Consider the following 15,193-nt stretch of genomic DNA (forward strand, 5'->3'; position numbering starts at 1 on the left):
CTCAGAAAGTCTGATCAGGAGTGTGCGGTTCGAGATGTCCCTGGTAGCTGGTGAGCTCGGGAGCGAGCGCCATCGAGTTCTGGTCGTCGACGATGACGACAACGTGCGCGAATCGCTGGAACGCGGTCTAACGCTCAGCGGGTTCGATGTCTGCACCGCGATCGACGGCGTCCAAGCGATCGCTGTGTCCCGCGCGGAGCAGCCCGATGTCATCGTCCTGGACCTGCAGATGCCGAAACTGGACGGACTCGGATTCATCATGGCCTTCCGCGCCTTCGGCAGCGATGTACCCATTTGCGTACTCAGCGCGCGGAACGAAGTCACCGACCGGATCGAGGGTTTGGAAGCCGGTGCGGATGACTACCTGGTCAAACCGTTCTACTTCGACGAGTTGACGGCCAGGTTGAATGCCTTGCTGCGCCGACCACGCGGCACCTCGACCGTCACCCAGGATGCGATCACGATCGGTTCCCTGCACATCGAGTTCGCAAGCCGACGGGTACTGAGTTCCGGGGTCGAGGTCACGCTGACCCGACGCGAGTACGAACTGCTGACGGTCCTGGCGAACAACTGCGGGACAGTGATGACGCGCGAACAATTGCTGGAGCGGGTCTGGGGGTACGACTTCGCGACAAGAACGAACGTTGTCGACGTATTCGTCGCCCATCTGCGGCGCAAACTGGAGGCATGCGGTGAACCCCGGCTCATCCAGACCGTGCGCGCTGTCGGCTATGTCCTGCGTAAGGAACCCGCGTGATGCCCGCGTTGTCCTTGCGTACCCGCGTCGCCATCGCCGCAGCCCTCGGAACCGCGATCGTCGTTGGGGCCCTGGCGATATTCATGTCGGCCGCGATCGCCAGCAACAACATCAAGCATCTGGACGAAAAGCTCGACGGCACTGCGGATCTGATCGAGCTCAATGTCGATATCGCACAACTGGTCATGGGCCGCCTCGGCGACGCCGGCGCATTCGCGGTCACGCTGTGGCGTGAGGACACCGTGCTGGCGAGCACCTCGACACCGCTCCCCCGGCTGGCAGACGGCTATCGAACTGTCCAGCTCGGGGCGGTCGGATACCGAGTGAAGACGGTGACTCTCAACGACTCTCGTATCGGCCCGCACACGCTGTCGGTCGCCTTTCCGGTCAAGGCCGCGGAGTCCGTCACTCACGAACAGCAGCAACGCGTCCTGCTGCTGGGTACCGCCGCTATCGTCGTCGCCTCGGCGCTCGGTCTGATCTTCGGCGGCGCCGCTATTCGTCCGCTGGTCGCCCTGACCCAAAGGATCAGCCGCGGCGAGCAATTGCCCGATCAGAGCGGCGCCGGGGGGATCCGCGAGGCCAACCAGCTCTCGGCCGCCGTCACCACCATGCTCGGCCGGATCGCCATCGCTCAGCGACAGACCACGACCGCGCTCGAGACTGCGCGTACCTTCGCCTCCACTGCCGCTCACGAACTGCGCACACCGCTCACCGCGATCCGAACCGATCTCGAGATCGTGCGCGGTTTGGAGCTCCCTCCGGACAAGCGAATCGAGATCCTCGACGACGTCCTGCGCAAACAGGCCGGTGTTGAGTCCACACTCACCGCTCTCGAACTGCTTGCCTCCGGCGAACTGAACGAGGGCGACCGCCGGGTTTTGACGGACATCGTCGAAATCGCCGATCAGGCCGTCCGCGACGCCACCCAGCTCTACCCTGACGTCCGCATTCGAGTCCGCAGCAATCCTCCGCTGGAAGTCCGCTGTTCGCCTGCCGGAATCCGCCTCGCGCTCGACAACGCGATCACCAACTCCGTCCGGCACGGCCGGGCCACGCGCATCGATATCACCGCGGATCGCACTGTGAACCGCGTACGGATCGCCATCGAGGACGACGGCGCCGGAATCGACGAGAGTGAACGTGCCGCAGTGTTCGGGCGCTTCTACCGCGGCGCGGGCGCTGCGCGGGAAGGATCCGGGCTCGGCCTGGCACTCGTTGCCCAGCAGGCCGAATTACACTGCGGTAAGGCATATTTCACCGACAGCGACCTCGGTGGCATTCGACTCGAACTCGATATCGCCGATGGTTCTGCATCCGACGCATCGGGTGTTTCTTAACGAATCCCTCAGAGATCACCGGCCGATACCTTCATCCCCGCTTCATAGGGTCTGCAGTACAGACGAGATTCCGCGGCGGTATGCCTACGCCGCGGACGAGCCCGGGCTCGCGGTCTGTCTATCATCCTGATGAAAGGTTCGGACTCCATGCCGGATGCGCGCGACCGCGCCTTGTTCCGTGATTTCGCATTCTGGACGCAGCGAATCGTTCTCGCCCTAGCACTGGTGATCCTTCTGCCGTCCACGATGCTGATGGCGGGCAACGCGACCCTCGCGAGTGCCGCGCCCGATGACAGCGGCTTCGACTTCTGGGTCGATTCGAGTATGGGCCCCATCAAGTCCCGCGTCTTCCGCGCCGCCGATGGCAATACGGATCGAGTGGTGTACGCGCTCGACGGCATGCGAGCCCGCGACGACCTCAATGGATGGGAGATCGAGACCGACGTTCCGCGGCGACTGGCCGACCAGAACATCAACGTGGTCATGCCTGTCGGTGGACAGTCGAGCTTTTATACCGACTGGAGAGGCCCTTCGACCTTCCTCGGCATCCCGGCCGGGTCGCTCTCGATATCGTCGGGATCAGGTGCAACGCAAGCATTCTCGGCCGGGCCCGGGAAGTCCAACACGTACAAATGGGAAACCTTCCTGAGCCAAGATCTGCGTAACGCACTGCGAGATCGACTCGGCTTCAACACAAGTCGAAACGGCGTATTCGGCTTGTCCATGGGCGCCAGCGCCGCGCTTGCGCTGGCTGCGGACCATCCTGACCAGTTCAGTTTCGCAGGCGCGTTCTCCGGCTACCTCTCCCTCACCGGTCCCGGCATGCTGCCCGCCCTCCGTCTCGCGATGCTCGACGCCGGGGGTTACAACCTCGACTGCATGGTTTCCTCGATCTTCGATCCCAAGTGGCAGCGGGTGGATCCGTTCCTCTTCGCTCCAACTCTGATCGCCAACAAGACCCGCCTGTGGGTCTCGTCATCGAATGGACTCCCCACGTCCGCGGACGGGTTCAGCTCGGACACCTTCAACGGAATGGCGCTGGAGTCCCTCGCATTGTCCAACACCCGGACATTCCAGATCCGGATGAACATGCTGCGGGCAACGAACATCACCTACGACTTCCCGGCCGCCGGAATCCACAACTGGAAGAACTGGCAGGACGAGGCCACCCGAATGATCCCCGACCTCTCCGCCAACATCGGCTGAGATCAGGCAAGTAAGCAGGAGCAACACAGATGCGAACATTGAGATCCGTTGTGGCAGCGGCCGTCTGGACGGTCTTGGGAGCCTCCGCCATATACGTCGGACACTCCACAGCATCGGCAGATACCGAATGCCCGAACCTCTACGTCGTGGCAATTCCCGGGACATGGGAGACCGGAGCCGACAAGCACACCACAGGTCCGGGGATGTTGGCCGGTGTCACTGACGGACTGCCGGGTTCGACGCAAGTCGCCTATGTCGACTACGCCGCTACTGCCTTTCCGTGGGAAGGCAACATCTATGGCGATTCGAAGAAGGGTGCGATCGACAATGCCCGCGGAATGATCGGGGCGATGGCGCAGCGCTGCAATGCCACGCATATCGCCATCGTCGGATACAGCCAGGGTGCGGACGCGGCGGGTGACCTCGCCATGGAGATCGGCAGAGGCGACAGCGTGGTCCCGCCGTCCCGGATCGCGGGCGTCGGCCTGATCTCCGATCCACAGCGCTCGCCCACCGACATCGCGGTTGGCCCACCGGTCGGCGGCGCCGGAGCGGAAGGCCCCCGCGCTGGCGGATTCGGCCAGGTGAGCGGGAATGTCCGAACGGTATGCGCGGTGGGCGACCTGTATTGCTCGACCGAGGACGATGACTTCGTGACCCGGTTCGCGGGCTTCGTCGCGAGAACCTCGGGCGCTGCCTCGACCAACCTGTGGCAGTACCAGTTCCAGGCCGCCATGCTGCTGGCCGACATCAGGGAACACGGTGGACTCCCGGCGATACAGGCACAGTTCGGCGAGGACGCGAGCAAGCAGCGCGCCGAGCAACTCGCACGCTTCTATGGCACCGGGACCCATACCTCCTACGGCACCTATCAGGTCGGAGAAGGCAAGACGGCGCTCAACTGGATGCACGATTGGATCGCCGGCATGGCCTGAATTGGCCCCACACACGTCGCTGCCCTGTTGCCCAAACAGAATGACTTGGGCAACAGGGCATTTCAGTGTCACGCAGTGCGCAACGATGCCTCGGAGGTCGGCTGACGCCCAGGACGGAGGACAGCGCGGGTGGCCTCAGCGAGATCGGAGGGCCTCACCGGCTGCGCCGTGGTACCAACCTGCGTTTTCCTTGCCCGGGTATGCCGAGGGAGGCCGAGGGATGTTGTTGAGGAACCCTACGACAGCCTGGGCATACTGCTCGATGGTGTCCGGGTCGATCTTCGGGAGGTCGTCTACGGTCACAGTGTCTTTGCCGATCCACAGCCTGAGTTGAGTCGCGATGTAGCGCAGGTCGTAGAAGGTCGGATAGACCTCGACGGGGTCCTTCTCGATGCCGGTGAGCCGGTAGGCCGCGGCCATGGCCGTGCGCACCGAGGTCTCCACTGTGAACACGGCGTCCTCTTCCGTCTCGACGTACTGGCCCATGAACGCAAGGTTGGTGCATCCCTGGGGAATTCCGTGCGGGCGGTCCGCGATCTTGCGGGGCATGAATTGGCTTGTGATGTAGGGCATCATGCAGGTCGACACGTAGGAGTGGGCGACCAGGTCGTCATACATGTCCAGCATGCCCAGGTGGTAGAGCAGTTCGGCGAGGATCTCGTTGCCCGTGCAGTCCGACATGGGCTTCTTGACGTAGTCGCCGACATTCTCACCGTAGAGCCCGTAGCCCCAGAAGACCTCGACGTCGTCGGGCTGGTCTTCGAAGAACGGTTTGTGATGCAGGATGATGCTCATATCCCAGCTGCTGTCGATGAAGCTGATGATCCCGCCATTGCCGGCCTTGCTTCCCGAGACCTCTTCGAGCCGTTTGATGAAATCCGGGTATCCCTTGATGGTCGGGAAGAAGCTCACCCATTTGGTCTTGTCGACGTCGGAGATGAAGGTCGCGGGGTTGCCGAATTTCGGGTCGCGCTCGGCCAGCTTCTGCCATACGGAAAAGACGCCGAGGTCATCGGTGTCGCGGTCGGTAGGCGCCACGGTGGTGTTGTCACCGTAGCGGGCGTTCTGACTCATGCTTCCGTTGGTGAACAAGACCATGTCGGTCGGGGTGATGCCGATGACGGTGCGTTCGCCGTCGAGCACGACGTCGATCCCGGTGACGGTGTTGTTGTCCGGAGTCAGCTGAATCTCCTTGACGTCCGCGTGAATATGCATCTGAACGCCCTTGCTTCGCAGGTGGGCGAGGAGCGGCTTGATCAGGGCGTCATATTCGTTCAGGTCGGTGTGCAGGATGCCGTGCAGCCACGGGACGACTTCGTTGAGGTGGGAGAACCTGCGGAAGTAGCGCTTGGCTTCGATCACGCTGTGGTACCGCTTGAAGGCCAGCATCGTGTGGAATCCGTACCACAGGTTCGTGGTGAAGAACCGCTCGGGGAAGTACTGCTCGATGCTGACGCCTTCGAGTTCATGCTCGGGTACGAAGAACAGCCCGTTCATCAACTGAGCCAACTCGTCGTCGAGCCCGAATCCCGCAACCTCGTGAACCTGCCCGCGGTTCTCGAGCAGCCGGTATTCGCTGTGGATGGGGTTGTCACGGTTGAAGTCGACGACGTCGTCGAGCACGGTGCGCCCCGGGTTGCGCAGTGAGGGAACCTTGCTCCACAGGTACCAGAAGCACTCCATGTAGGGCTCCAGCTCACGCTCCCCGCGACACAGGTATCCCATCTCACCTGCCGTGCCATCCATCGAGCCGCCCAAGGCGGGCAGCTTCTCGTAAATGTGGACGTTCTCGCCGGGCAGGTGGCAGTCCTCGGTGAGGAACAGTGCTGCGGACAGTCCCGCCATGCCACCGCCGATGATGTGCGCCTGCCGCTCTTCAATGCCCTCGGGGGGTCGAGCGTTGTAATGGAGTTCGTAGATCTTCATGATGTGGCGCCCTTTCCTGTGAGTGGCACCGAGCGATGGGGGCATGCGCCCGGCGTTCAAATCGGCAGTCCACCTCGTCAGCGTGGCTCCGACGGCAGCCGCTGGATCCCACGTACGAGCTTTTTTGACTATATCGTCAGATTTGACTAATTCATCTAGTTGTCGCGGCGTGAATCGTCCTACAACGGCCACCGCATGCGACCCACGTCACCAACGGCCAGAACAGGCATCTACTACACCCGGGACAACCGGATGCGACAACGAAAATGCCCTGCCGACCAAGCAAGATCGCTTGGACAGCAGGGCATTTCGGGTGAAATCAGTTCGCCGGAGCCTGGACGGACGGCTCATTGATGGTGGTGAAGTACTGCGCCGCAGCCAGGATCGCGACGGGCGCGGTCACGAGCAACTGACCGGCGAGAACACCCATGAAGCCGATGGCCGCCACGCCAGCGATGCAGCCGACCACACCGCCGGGCAGAGATCCGAACATGGCGCTCAGGGCGCCGGTCAGAGTCGCACCGGACAGCGCACCGAGAACGCAGCCCGCCGCAGCACCGCCGACGCCACCTACCAGGGTGCCGATAGTGGCACCCGTCGAGATGGTGTCCTTCATGCGGTTCCAGGCCGCCTGCTCCCGCTCGTAATCACTCTTGAAGTGAACCTGGTCCTCGTAGGGCAACGCGACCGGCTTGTAGACCGCCTTGTCCACGGCAAGCTCAGGGGTCAGTGTCGCGACGTGGTCGCCGATTTCAGCGGCGATCGGGAAGACGAAGTCGTCGACACGGAAGTTCAGCTCGGTACCCGCGACGGTGCTTCCATTCGGAGCCTTGATCTTGAACACGCCATTCTCGACCACCATGGAACCGGCATCGGTGCGGATCACGGTGCTGGCGTCGGAATTGGTAGCCGTGTAGTCGATCACTCCACCATCGGCGGCGGAAGCGGGCGCCGCATTAACGGTGCCTGCAGTTCCGCACAGAGCAGCGATAACCAGCGCTGAAACGGCGGCGTATTTTCTCTTATTCATGTGGTGAGCCTCAGTGACGAGTTCGGGTAGGACGAGAGAAATCGAAGACGGCCCCAGCCAACACGCCGTTAACTATATTCGAGCATCCGTTCACTACGCGTTCATATTCAGTGCCGCACAACTGTCGATTTTCGACGAAACCGCAGCTAGACCACAGCAGAAACATTCTCGTCCGTTTACCATCAGCACGACGTCGCCGATTTTCTTAATTGATTCAAAATCGAATTCTTAGAATCGCAACAATCGACAGATACAGACCAGGCAAGACGAAAAACCAGCCATGGTCTCGAATTACTCAGCACATACCTGTGCGAAATGCGAGCGTTAGACGAACCGGCCCGACCGCCGATTCACACGGCATTATTCAGCCGCACGCTGCGCCCCCGTCGGCTATCCGATGATTGCTTGACCGGGCATGCCGCAGGTGCTGCCTGCCGGAGCACCGGTCAGGCGCTGGCCGATCCAGTCGAGGGCGGCGGGGCTCCCGGCCACATTGCCGGTGAGGTGCTCGACACCTGGCAGCCGGTGGTAGGTGACGTTGACTCCGCGGGCGCAATAGTCACCGATGAGACCGTCGGTATCGCCAATGGGTGAGGTTTCGTCGTTCATGGCGTGGTAGATGTACGGTGGCATCGACGGCGTACCGTAACCTCCCGCCCGCAAACCGGCGGCGACATCGGCGATCGCCGGGATGTCAAGCAGCCCGACACCGCCCGGGGTCACGGTGTGGTCGGACAAACGCATCATCGGGTACGCCGACTCAGGTTGCAGCAGGCACGCATTGCCGACGGTGTTGCGGAATCCCGGATCGAGGAAGTAGGACTCCATGCCGAGTTCGGGGTAGGCGCGGCCGAGGCCCAGCGCCGCGGCTGGGGCCAGCGATCCGGAGAAGGTGCCGTCGATCGCCCGCGCGGTCGCGGCGATATCCACGGTCACACCGCCCGCGGCGACCCCCCGTGCAGGTTCAGCTCGGGCGCATAGTGGGCGGCGAACTCACTACCACCTGCGCCGCCGGAGTATCCGAAGATCGCCGTCGGCGTCGCAGGACCAAGCAGACCCGCAGGCACGAAGTTCACTGCGTTGCTCGCCTACTCGCCGAGACTTTCCATACCGGTCATCGCCGAATGGATCAGCCGCGTCCCCGACTGGATCGACTGGCAGCGTGCCGGCGACCCGATCACCTTCCATCCCGACGACAACGAAGCGCTGCGAGAACGTTCGAAACCCTCACTGGCACAGGAGAAATAGCCACACACGCACGAATTCGATCGTTCACCGAAACGGGATGGCGACCCGTCACCGTCATCTCCCGACGCTATCCCGGGGACATCGGCGGCCACCTACATATCATCCGTATCACCAAGACAAGCGGTTGATCCGACCGGGCCAAACAGTCACGAACTCTTTTCCCGGAGTGTCGAATTCGTCGATCCACAGTTGCGAGCAGACTCTCCCGAGACCACCACAGCTTCGATAGTCGACTTGGCACCACTCAATCCCTTGCGATACAGGCGATTCCATCCTTGCCGACACCAGCACACTCTGGCTGGATCGCCGACAACCTCATGCAGCTTGTGGAACGAATCGCAGCGCCGACGACCCAAACCCTACCGGTTCGTTCCAATTCACGAAGCGGTCCCGTTCGGTCGTTAGCTTGGCCGCATGGAGGTTTCTGTCCGTCCGGCACTGATTCCGGATGTCCCCGAACTTGCGCGCGTGCTGGGCACAGCGTTCTCTGATGATCCGATGATCACCTGGATGATCCCGCAGGATGCGGAACGGCCACGTCGCGCGGCCGCTCTATTCGGCACGCTCGTCCGCCACCATTATTTGCGCCACGGTGGGGTAGAGGTTGCGTTTGACGATGCCGGGGCCATGGTGGGAGCCGCCGCTTGGGCACCGCCCGGCACCTGGCACATTTCGAAGTACGCCAGTCTCCCCCAGCTTCCGGGCCTGATCTACGCCCTCCGGGGCCGGCTGATGCTGGCGGGCCGAGCGACGGACAGAATGGCAACAGTGCACCCTCGGGAGCCGCACTGGTATCTCGCCTTCGTTGGCACACTGCCTTCCGCGCGCGGCCTCGGCTACGGACAGGCGTTGATGAACTCACGCCTCGACCGCTGTGACATCGATCGAATTCCGGCATATCTCGAGTCCAGTCGGCCTGACAACGTGCCTTACTACGAGCGGTTCGGCTTCGAGTCCGCTGATGAACTCGACACCGCGCCTAGCGCGCCGCCGCTGTGGCCGATGTGGCGGCCGCCGGGCGGGCTCGACTAGCGCGACCGACCGGTGCGAGTTCGCCGCCCGCATCAGCGGGTGGCGCTTCGTCCAGAAGGGATGTGTCCGAATCCAGTTGCCGGTTTGACCTCGTGTTGACTGGCAGCGTAGCCACCGGTGGAGGTGATGCCGGTGGCTCGGAAGCCGGAAGTGTGCCAGCCCAAACCTCCGAAAGGTCATCACAATCCCGACGGGCCCCGCATCTGACATAGAGTCAGTAGTGGTCGAAATGTCCGTACGGACCGGAGTGAGGTGCTTCATATGCCCGCGGTAACCGAGCAGCCTGAGGATTGGACGGAGCCAGGTGCCTACGAGATCATCCAGGGGATACACCGCGTGCCCCTTCCAATCCCGCTAGACGGGCTCGGGACTGTCAACTCCTACATTCTCGAAACGATCGATGGACTGATCGTCATCGACCCGGGCTGGTATGGGCCGGACACGGAACAGGCCATGCGCGCGGCACTTGGCCAGCTGGGCTACAACCTGGACGACGTCACCACTTGCCTTGCCACACACCACCATTGGGACCATTACTCACAGGCGTACGCCTGGCGCGCCACGCTCGGGGTCGAGTTGTTGACCGGCCACGACGAGCGCCACAGCATCACCGAGTTCCGTAGTCGTTTAGGCAGGTTCCCCAACCACGCCCAACTACTGGGTCGCTGCGGAGCACCGGGACTCGCCCGGGAACTCGCACGCACCAAGCCACCGGAGAACGAGTCCGGAATCTCATTCGGACCACCCGACCGCTGGCTCGACCACGGCGACCGAATCGAGCTCCGCGATGGGGAGCTCGAAGTGATCTCAACACCCGGCCACACGCGTGGACACGTCGTTTTCCACCACAACCAGAGCCGATTGCTGTTCTCCGGCGACCACATTCTGCCGCATGCCACTCCATCGATCGGTCTCGAATGGATGCCCGAGCCGCATCCACTTCGCTCCTACATCCGCTCTCTGGAGTTAGTCCACGACCTACAGGATTCCGTCGTCCTACCGTCCCACGGTCCGGTGACCGTCAGCAGCCACAGGCGCGTGGACGAGCTATTGCACCACCACCAACGACGCTTGGACGAGATTTGCGACGCGGTCGCCAATGGGGCCGCCACCACCTACGAGGTGGCTCAGACATTGCGCTGGACTCGGCGGAATCGACTACTGGACGAGCTGCCGATCGATCACCAACTGTCCGCAGTCACCGAGGTTCGCGCGCATCTGGATGTGCTCACAATGCTCGGCCGCGTCAGTTACACCGACCACACCGACGTGCGGGCATACGCGCTAAGCACGTAGGCGTGCATTGACACCAAGTCGGCAATCTACAGCTCGGATAACCACAGGTAGAAGCATCAGAACAGCGGGACACGTTCCTGCAGAACAACTTCGGGACATGCAACAGCTCGAGTGATCTGCATTTTCAGGCGAACCCCGCATTGCGATCCTGACAATCGGTCAGTAACCTAGCTCACGCCCGTGCCTCGGGGAGGCAAATGAGGCGAGTCAGAGCGTGATAGCAGTACCGCGAGGAGACATACGCGTAATGAGGGTGGCAGCCACCGACGCAGCAGTGGACCGAGGTTCCGGTGGCACCAGCTACCTCCGGAACATTTGGCACCGAGTGCGCAGTCCCGGATCGATCCGCACTCGGGTCCTGGCCCTCGTTCTAGTCCCCAGTGCGGCGCTGATGATCATGGGCGGCACGTTCTCGGCCGCCCTCGTCAAGGACGGGATCGAGGCGCGGCAGTGGTCGGACGCGCTCAGCAGCCACATTCCGCTGCTGCTCGACTTCGTCCTCGCGCTTCAAGAGGAACGAACCGACAGTCTGCTCGCCGCTACCGGCGACTCCACGGCCGCAAGCAAACTCGGGGCGTTGCGGACGACGACCGACGTGGTCCTGCAGAGGACCACCGACGTCGGGCCCGAGTTGCAGAAGCTCAACTCCGAGGCGGTTTCCCGAAGCTTCCCCGCGTTCATCGCTGCTCTTCAAAAACTGCCGACGATCCGAAAGTCCGTTGACGAGCACCGTGCAACGCCGACCGATATCGACGGCGTGTACTCCGATCTGACCAGCACGCTGGTGACCGGCTTGAACGACATGGGACGCGCCTCCAAGGATCCCGAGAGCGTCGGGGTAGAGATGGTCGCTGCGTATCTCCTCCACGCCGCCGACCTACATTCCCGATCGGTCGGCTTGGCCAGCACTGTAATCGCCGACGATGGCGCTTTGGCACCACGCGAACGGCTCATGTATCAGCAGTTCGTCGGTGGCTTCCGAAGCCAGCTCGATGCGACGACACCGCAAATGACCGCCGCCTCGCGCAGCCTGTACGGGCAGCTGACTGCGGGTCCGGATTGGCAACTGGTATCGACCGCGGACGAAGGGCTGAGCGCGACAGGAACGCTATCGGTTCCATCGGCCGAATGGACTGCGGCGCAAACCCGTATCAGCGACAAACTGCGCACACTCTGGTCCGAAAGCTATCGTCACGCGCAGGACGTCTCCGCTTCCGAGGCGAATAGTCAAATCGAGCAATCCTCGATCGCAGGCATCGCTGCCCTTGCCGTCGCCGTTGTGACGCTACTCATTTCAATCAGGATCGCCACGTCGCTGGTCCGTCGGCTTAAGTCGCTCCGGAACAAGACGCTCGAGTTGGCGGAACACACCCTTCCGTCGATGATGCAGCGATTGCAGGACGGGCACGTTGTCGACGTCGACAGTGAACTCGGCCGGGCAGACGAGGGCAGTGACGAACTCGGGCAGGTAGCCGAGGCAATCTATTCCGCGCAGCGGGCCGCCCTCACCGCCGCGGCGGCAGAAGCGCAGACCCGCAACGGCTTCAACAAGGTCTTCCTGGACATCGCCCGGCGCAGTCAGGTCGTGGTTCATCAGCAGCTCGCAGTATTGGACACCGCGGAGTCCAAGCAGGACGATCCCGAGCACCTCGAATTACTGTTCCAGCTCGACCATTTGGCGACACGCGCACGCCGCAATGCAGAGAACTTGCTTATCCTCGGCGGCGGTCAGCCAGGCCGCAAATGGCGCCGCCCGGTAAGCCTCGAGGACATCGCGCGCAGCGCGATCTCTGAGACACGAGACTTCGCCCGCGTGAATGCGGTCAGGCTCCCGGAAGTCTCGGTGCACGGCAAGGTCGTCGCGGACCTCATCCACCTGCTCGCAGAGCTGGTGGACAATGCTACGGCCTTCTCTCCGCCTGGCTCTCCGGTCGCGTTGCGCGGCAATCTGGTCGGCAATGGCGCGGTCATCGAGATCGAGGATCAAGGGCTCGGAATCCGACCGGATGATCGGGACCGGCTCAACGAATTGCTGGTCAGCCCACCCGATTTCCAGCAGATGGCCAGCACAGGTCACCGACAACTCGGCTTGTTCGTCGTCGGCCAGCTAGCGCAACGGCACAACATCAAGGTGAAGCTCTCGGAATCAGCCTACGGCGGCATCAGCGCGGTCACCCTGATACCCGCTGCGCTGTTGGACGGAATCGCCGAAGCTCAACACAACGTAGTTGACGAACAGGGATTTCTCGCATCCAACAGCCCCCTCCACCCGGTCGCCCCAACAAGTACCGAAGACATGCCTGATCTTTACGAGCCCTACTACGAGCCCGAGAGCCTATTGCCTCCGCAGCCAGCACGAGAATCGTTCGCGTCCATCCAGGTCGAAATAGCACCGTCCGAGCGCCCTCTCACGGTGGTCCGAACATCGAGCTCGGGCGAAAGGGGCCGGGCCCCGCTACCCAAGCGCGCGCGGCAAACCCACCTGGCACCACAACTGCAGATCGAGGACACGACAACGCAGCACGCTCTTTCACAAGGACCGCCGACAAGCCCGGCCAGGGCGGCACGCCGCAGCGCAGCAGACGCGCGAAACGCCATGTCGTCCCTGCAGAAGGGAACCCGTCAAGGACGCGGGTTCGACACCCAAACTATGAATCGAAATGGATGGCCCGGGAATGAATAACTTTGCCGCATTGGGTGCCTCGGTGAGCGGCCTCGATTGGCTGCTCGACGACCTGGTCGGCCGGCTGGCCGGCGCTGAGAAGGCGGTGGTCCTCTCCGAAGACGGACTAGTGATCGCGCGGTCCGGGAATGTCGTACGTGAAGAGGCCGAGCATCTTGCAGCGATGGCTGCAGCGCTCGGCAGCCTGGCTCGCGGAGTAGGCAGCCAATTCGCGAAAGGCGCTGTGCAGCAGACGGTGATTGAGCTCGAATACGGCTACCTGGTTGTGACCGAGGCCGGATACGGCGCGTGCCTGGCGCTGCTCGCCTCGGCGGACTCGGATCTGGGCATGGTTGCCTACGAGATGAATGTGATCGTGCAGCAGGTCGGGGACAAGCTATCCGCGTCGCCACGTGTGCGCATGTCCGGCTCGATGACTCAGCAGCGGCCATGACATACGACGACCATGACCATTGGCTCGATGACGATCCCGGCCCGCTTGTCCGTCCGTTCGCAGTAACCCGCGGGCGGGCTGGACGGAACCTTCATGAGCTGGACATGATCACGCTGGTCGTCGCGGTCCACTCTGCGACAGATACCGCGAGTCTGGATCGGGAGTACGAAGAGATCCTCCGGATGTGTCAAGGGAGACCGGTCTCGATCGCTGAGATCGCCGCTCATCTGAACCTTCTGCTCGCTGCTGTCAAGGTGCTCGTCAGCGACCTGATTGCTGCGGGGTATCTGATCTACCGGTCACCCACCACAACATTCGACAACCCGGATCTGGGACTCCTGCAGGCGGTGCTCGATGGAATTCGCAATGCGTGATACTGCACCGGAACTCGGTGTCCAATCCGTCAAGATCCTTGTCGCGGGCGGCTTCGGTGCCGGCAAGACGACCTTCGTGGGGGCTACCAGCGAGATCCCGCCCCTTCGAACCGAAGAACGTCTGACGGACCTCAGCACGTCGGTCGACGACCTCACCGGTGTCGAGTCCAAGACGACCACCACCGTCGCACTCGATTTCGGCAGGATTACCCTCAGCTCGCAGCTCGTCCTGTACCTGTTCGGTACACCGGGCCAGGAGCGGTTCTGGTTCATGTGGGGCGAGTTGTCGATGGGCGCACTCGGAGCGGTCGTCCTCGCCGACACCCGTAGGCTCGATCAGTCCTTCGCTGCGGTCGACTTCTTCGAATCCCGCGGAATCCCCTTCATTGTCGCCGTCAACTGCTTCCAAGGAGCAGACCTCTACGACGAGGACGAAGTGCGCACTGCGCTGGATGTCCCAGACCAAGTACCGGTTCAACTCTGCGACGCCCGCAATCGCGACTCTGCGAAGCTGGTGCTCGTCAAGTTGCTCGAGTACCTCATTGCCAGCGCATCCCCGACGAGGGCGCTCAACTGATCAAGCTGTTCCATATACACAGCTGCCACACTGGGTTTGATCGATGCCTGGTGCGAGTACTCGGGCTTACCCGCCAGTTCCGCCAGGCACCGCACCGCATGAAGGCACCGCGCGAATCCCCCTGCGCCGTCGATGATTTTCGCCAGATGTGACGATTCCTGTATCGACTCGAACTGACTAGGCGGTTATGAGTCGTTGGCACAATCCCCGGTCCTCGGGGTCGATTACGACAAACCCAGCGGTGCCCTCACTCTCGGGCACCGCTGGGCAGCAGCCATATTCACGAAACGGAACGTCGGTTGGCCACCCTGCCGTCCCGATCTGATGCGACCGCGAATCGCTCCAGGTCTGATGTA

The 15,193-nt window shown here is 62.4% G+C and carries 13 protein-coding genes and 1 pseudogene; 11 read left to right on the forward strand and 3 right to left on the reverse strand.

All coding sequences use genetic code 11. From position 1 onward, the window contains the following. Window positions 1–34 precede the first annotated feature (34 nt). The 4 genes from ACFXHA_RS05430 to ACFXHA_RS05445 all read left to right on the forward strand — a co-directional run bounded on the left by ACFXHA_RS05430 (window position 35) and on the right by ACFXHA_RS05445 (window position 4,238). Window positions 35–757 (forward strand): response regulator transcription factor, encoded by a 723-nt coding sequence (locus ACFXHA_RS05430; RefSeq protein ID WP_379353182.1) that lies wholly within the window; start codon window positions 35–37, stop codon window positions 755–757. Next, entirely contained in the window at window positions 757–2,097 is a 1,341-nt protein-coding gene (locus tag ACFXHA_RS05435; protein WP_379353184.1) for a sensor histidine kinase, read from the forward strand. The genes ACFXHA_RS05430 and ACFXHA_RS05435 overlap by 1 nt, the downstream gene beginning before the upstream one ends. 147 nt (window positions 2,098–2,244) lie before the next feature. Then, a complete protein-coding gene (locus ACFXHA_RS05440; RefSeq protein WP_379353186.1) occupies window positions 2,245–3,303 on the forward strand; it encodes an alpha/beta hydrolase in 1,059 nt (352 codons plus the stop codon). A gap of 29 nt (window positions 3,304–3,332) precedes the next feature. Further along, window positions 3,333–4,238, forward strand: a complete 906-nt coding sequence (locus tag ACFXHA_RS05445) for a cutinase family protein (protein ID WP_379353188.1) — start codon at window positions 3,333–3,335, stop codon at window positions 4,236–4,238. A gap of 135 nt (window positions 4,239–4,373) precedes the next feature. On the opposite strand, the gene ACFXHA_RS05450 is transcribed toward ACFXHA_RS05445, so the two are convergent. The 3 genes and pseudogenes from ACFXHA_RS05450 to ACFXHA_RS05460 form a co-directional block, all read right to left on the reverse strand. Beyond that, on the reverse strand, window positions 4,374–6,356 hold the full coding sequence (locus ACFXHA_RS05450; RefSeq protein ID WP_379353190.1) for an oleate hydratase: 1,983 nt from the start codon (window positions 6,354–6,356) through the stop codon (window positions 4,374–4,376). 127 nt (window positions 6,357–6,483) lie between these two features. Continuing rightward, window positions 6,484–7,194, reverse strand: coding sequence for a hypothetical protein (locus tag ACFXHA_RS05455; RefSeq protein ID WP_379353191.1), 711 nt, complete (start codon window positions 7,192–7,194; stop codon window positions 6,484–6,486). 390 nt (window positions 7,195–7,584) lie between these two features. Continuing rightward, window positions 7,585–8,136, reverse strand: a pseudogene (locus ACFXHA_RS05460) (lipase family protein); the annotation flags it as partial. Window positions 8,137–8,274: 138 nt separating this feature from the next. Here ACFXHA_RS05460 and ACFXHA_RS05465 point away from each other — a divergent pair. The 7 genes from ACFXHA_RS05465 to ACFXHA_RS05495 all read left to right on the forward strand — a co-directional run bounded on the left by ACFXHA_RS05465 (window position 8,275) and on the right by ACFXHA_RS05495 (window position 14,837). Continuing rightward, window positions 8,275–8,442: a hypothetical protein gene (locus ACFXHA_RS05465; protein ID WP_379353193.1), complete on the forward strand. Its 168-nt coding sequence runs from the start codon at window positions 8,275–8,277 to the stop codon at window positions 8,440–8,442. Between the two features lie 414 nt (window positions 8,443–8,856). Beyond that, window positions 8,857–9,474 (forward strand): GNAT family N-acetyltransferase, encoded by a 618-nt coding sequence (locus ACFXHA_RS05470; RefSeq protein WP_379353195.1) that lies wholly within the window; start codon window positions 8,857–8,859, stop codon window positions 9,472–9,474. 261 nt (window positions 9,475–9,735) lie between these two features. Next, a complete protein-coding gene (locus tag ACFXHA_RS05475; protein WP_379353196.1) occupies window positions 9,736–10,770 on the forward strand; it encodes an MBL fold metallo-hydrolase in 1,035 nt (344 codons plus the stop codon). A 391-nt stretch (window positions 10,771–11,161) separates the two neighbouring features. Then, window positions 11,162–13,453 (forward strand): nitrate- and nitrite sensing domain-containing protein, encoded by a 2,292-nt coding sequence (locus ACFXHA_RS05480; RefSeq protein ID WP_379353198.1) that lies wholly within the window; start codon window positions 11,162–11,164, stop codon window positions 13,451–13,453. Continuing rightward, window positions 13,446–13,886: a roadblock/LC7 domain-containing protein gene (locus tag ACFXHA_RS05485; protein ID WP_379353200.1), complete on the forward strand. Its 441-nt coding sequence runs from the start codon at window positions 13,446–13,448 to the stop codon at window positions 13,884–13,886. Before ACFXHA_RS05480 ends, ACFXHA_RS05485 begins: the two co-directional genes overlap by 8 nt. Beyond that, window positions 13,883–14,260 (forward strand): DUF742 domain-containing protein, encoded by a 378-nt coding sequence (locus ACFXHA_RS05490; RefSeq protein WP_379353201.1) that lies wholly within the window; start codon window positions 13,883–13,885, stop codon window positions 14,258–14,260. The genes ACFXHA_RS05485 and ACFXHA_RS05490 overlap by 4 nt, the downstream gene beginning before the upstream one ends. Then, entirely contained in the window at window positions 14,253–14,837 is a 585-nt protein-coding gene (locus ACFXHA_RS05495; protein ID WP_379353203.1) for an ATP/GTP-binding protein, read from the forward strand. The genes ACFXHA_RS05490 and ACFXHA_RS05495 overlap by 8 nt, the downstream gene beginning before the upstream one ends. Window positions 14,838–15,193: the final 356 nt, after the last annotated feature.

It is taken from the genome of Nocardia sp. NPDC059240 (assembly GCF_042753865.1).
GTDB lineage: Bacteria > Actinomycetota > Actinomycetes > Mycobacteriales > Mycobacteriaceae > Nocardia.

Excerpts from the sequence above, each read along its gene's own strand:
- ACFXHA_RS05430 (WP_379353182.1), top strand. The coding sequence starts at position 35 with ATGTCCCTGGTAGCTGGTGAGCTCGGGAGCGAGCGCCATCGAGTTCTG.
- ACFXHA_RS05435 (WP_379353184.1), top strand. The coding sequence starts at position 757 with ATGCCCGCGTTGTCCTTGCGTACCCGCGTCGCCATCGCCGCAGCCCTC.
- ACFXHA_RS05440 (WP_379353186.1), top strand. The coding sequence starts at position 2,245 with ATGCCGGATGCGCGCGACCGCGCCTTGTTCCGTGATTTCGCATTCTGG.
- ACFXHA_RS05445 (WP_379353188.1), top strand. The coding sequence starts at position 3,333 with ATGCGAACATTGAGATCCGTTGTGGCAGCGGCCGTCTGGACGGTCTTG.
- ACFXHA_RS05455 (WP_379353191.1), bottom strand. The coding sequence starts at position 7,194 with ATGAATAAGAGAAAATACGCCGCCGTTTCAGCGCTGGTTATCGCTGCT.
- ACFXHA_RS05470 (WP_379353195.1), top strand. The coding sequence starts at position 8,857 with ATGGAGGTTTCTGTCCGTCCGGCACTGATTCCGGATGTCCCCGAACTT.
- ACFXHA_RS05475 (WP_379353196.1), top strand. The coding sequence starts at position 9,736 with ATGCCCGCGGTAACCGAGCAGCCTGAGGATTGGACGGAGCCAGGTGCC.
- ACFXHA_RS05480 (WP_379353198.1), top strand. The coding sequence starts at position 11,162 with ATGATCATGGGCGGCACGTTCTCGGCCGCCCTCGTCAAGGACGGGATC.
- ACFXHA_RS05485 (WP_379353200.1), top strand. The coding sequence starts at position 13,446 with ATGAATAACTTTGCCGCATTGGGTGCCTCGGTGAGCGGCCTCGATTGG.
- ACFXHA_RS05490 (WP_379353201.1), top strand. The coding sequence starts at position 13,883 with ATGACATACGACGACCATGACCATTGGCTCGATGACGATCCCGGCCCG.
- ACFXHA_RS05495 (WP_379353203.1), top strand. The coding sequence starts at position 14,253 with ATGCGTGATACTGCACCGGAACTCGGTGTCCAATCCGTCAAGATCCTT.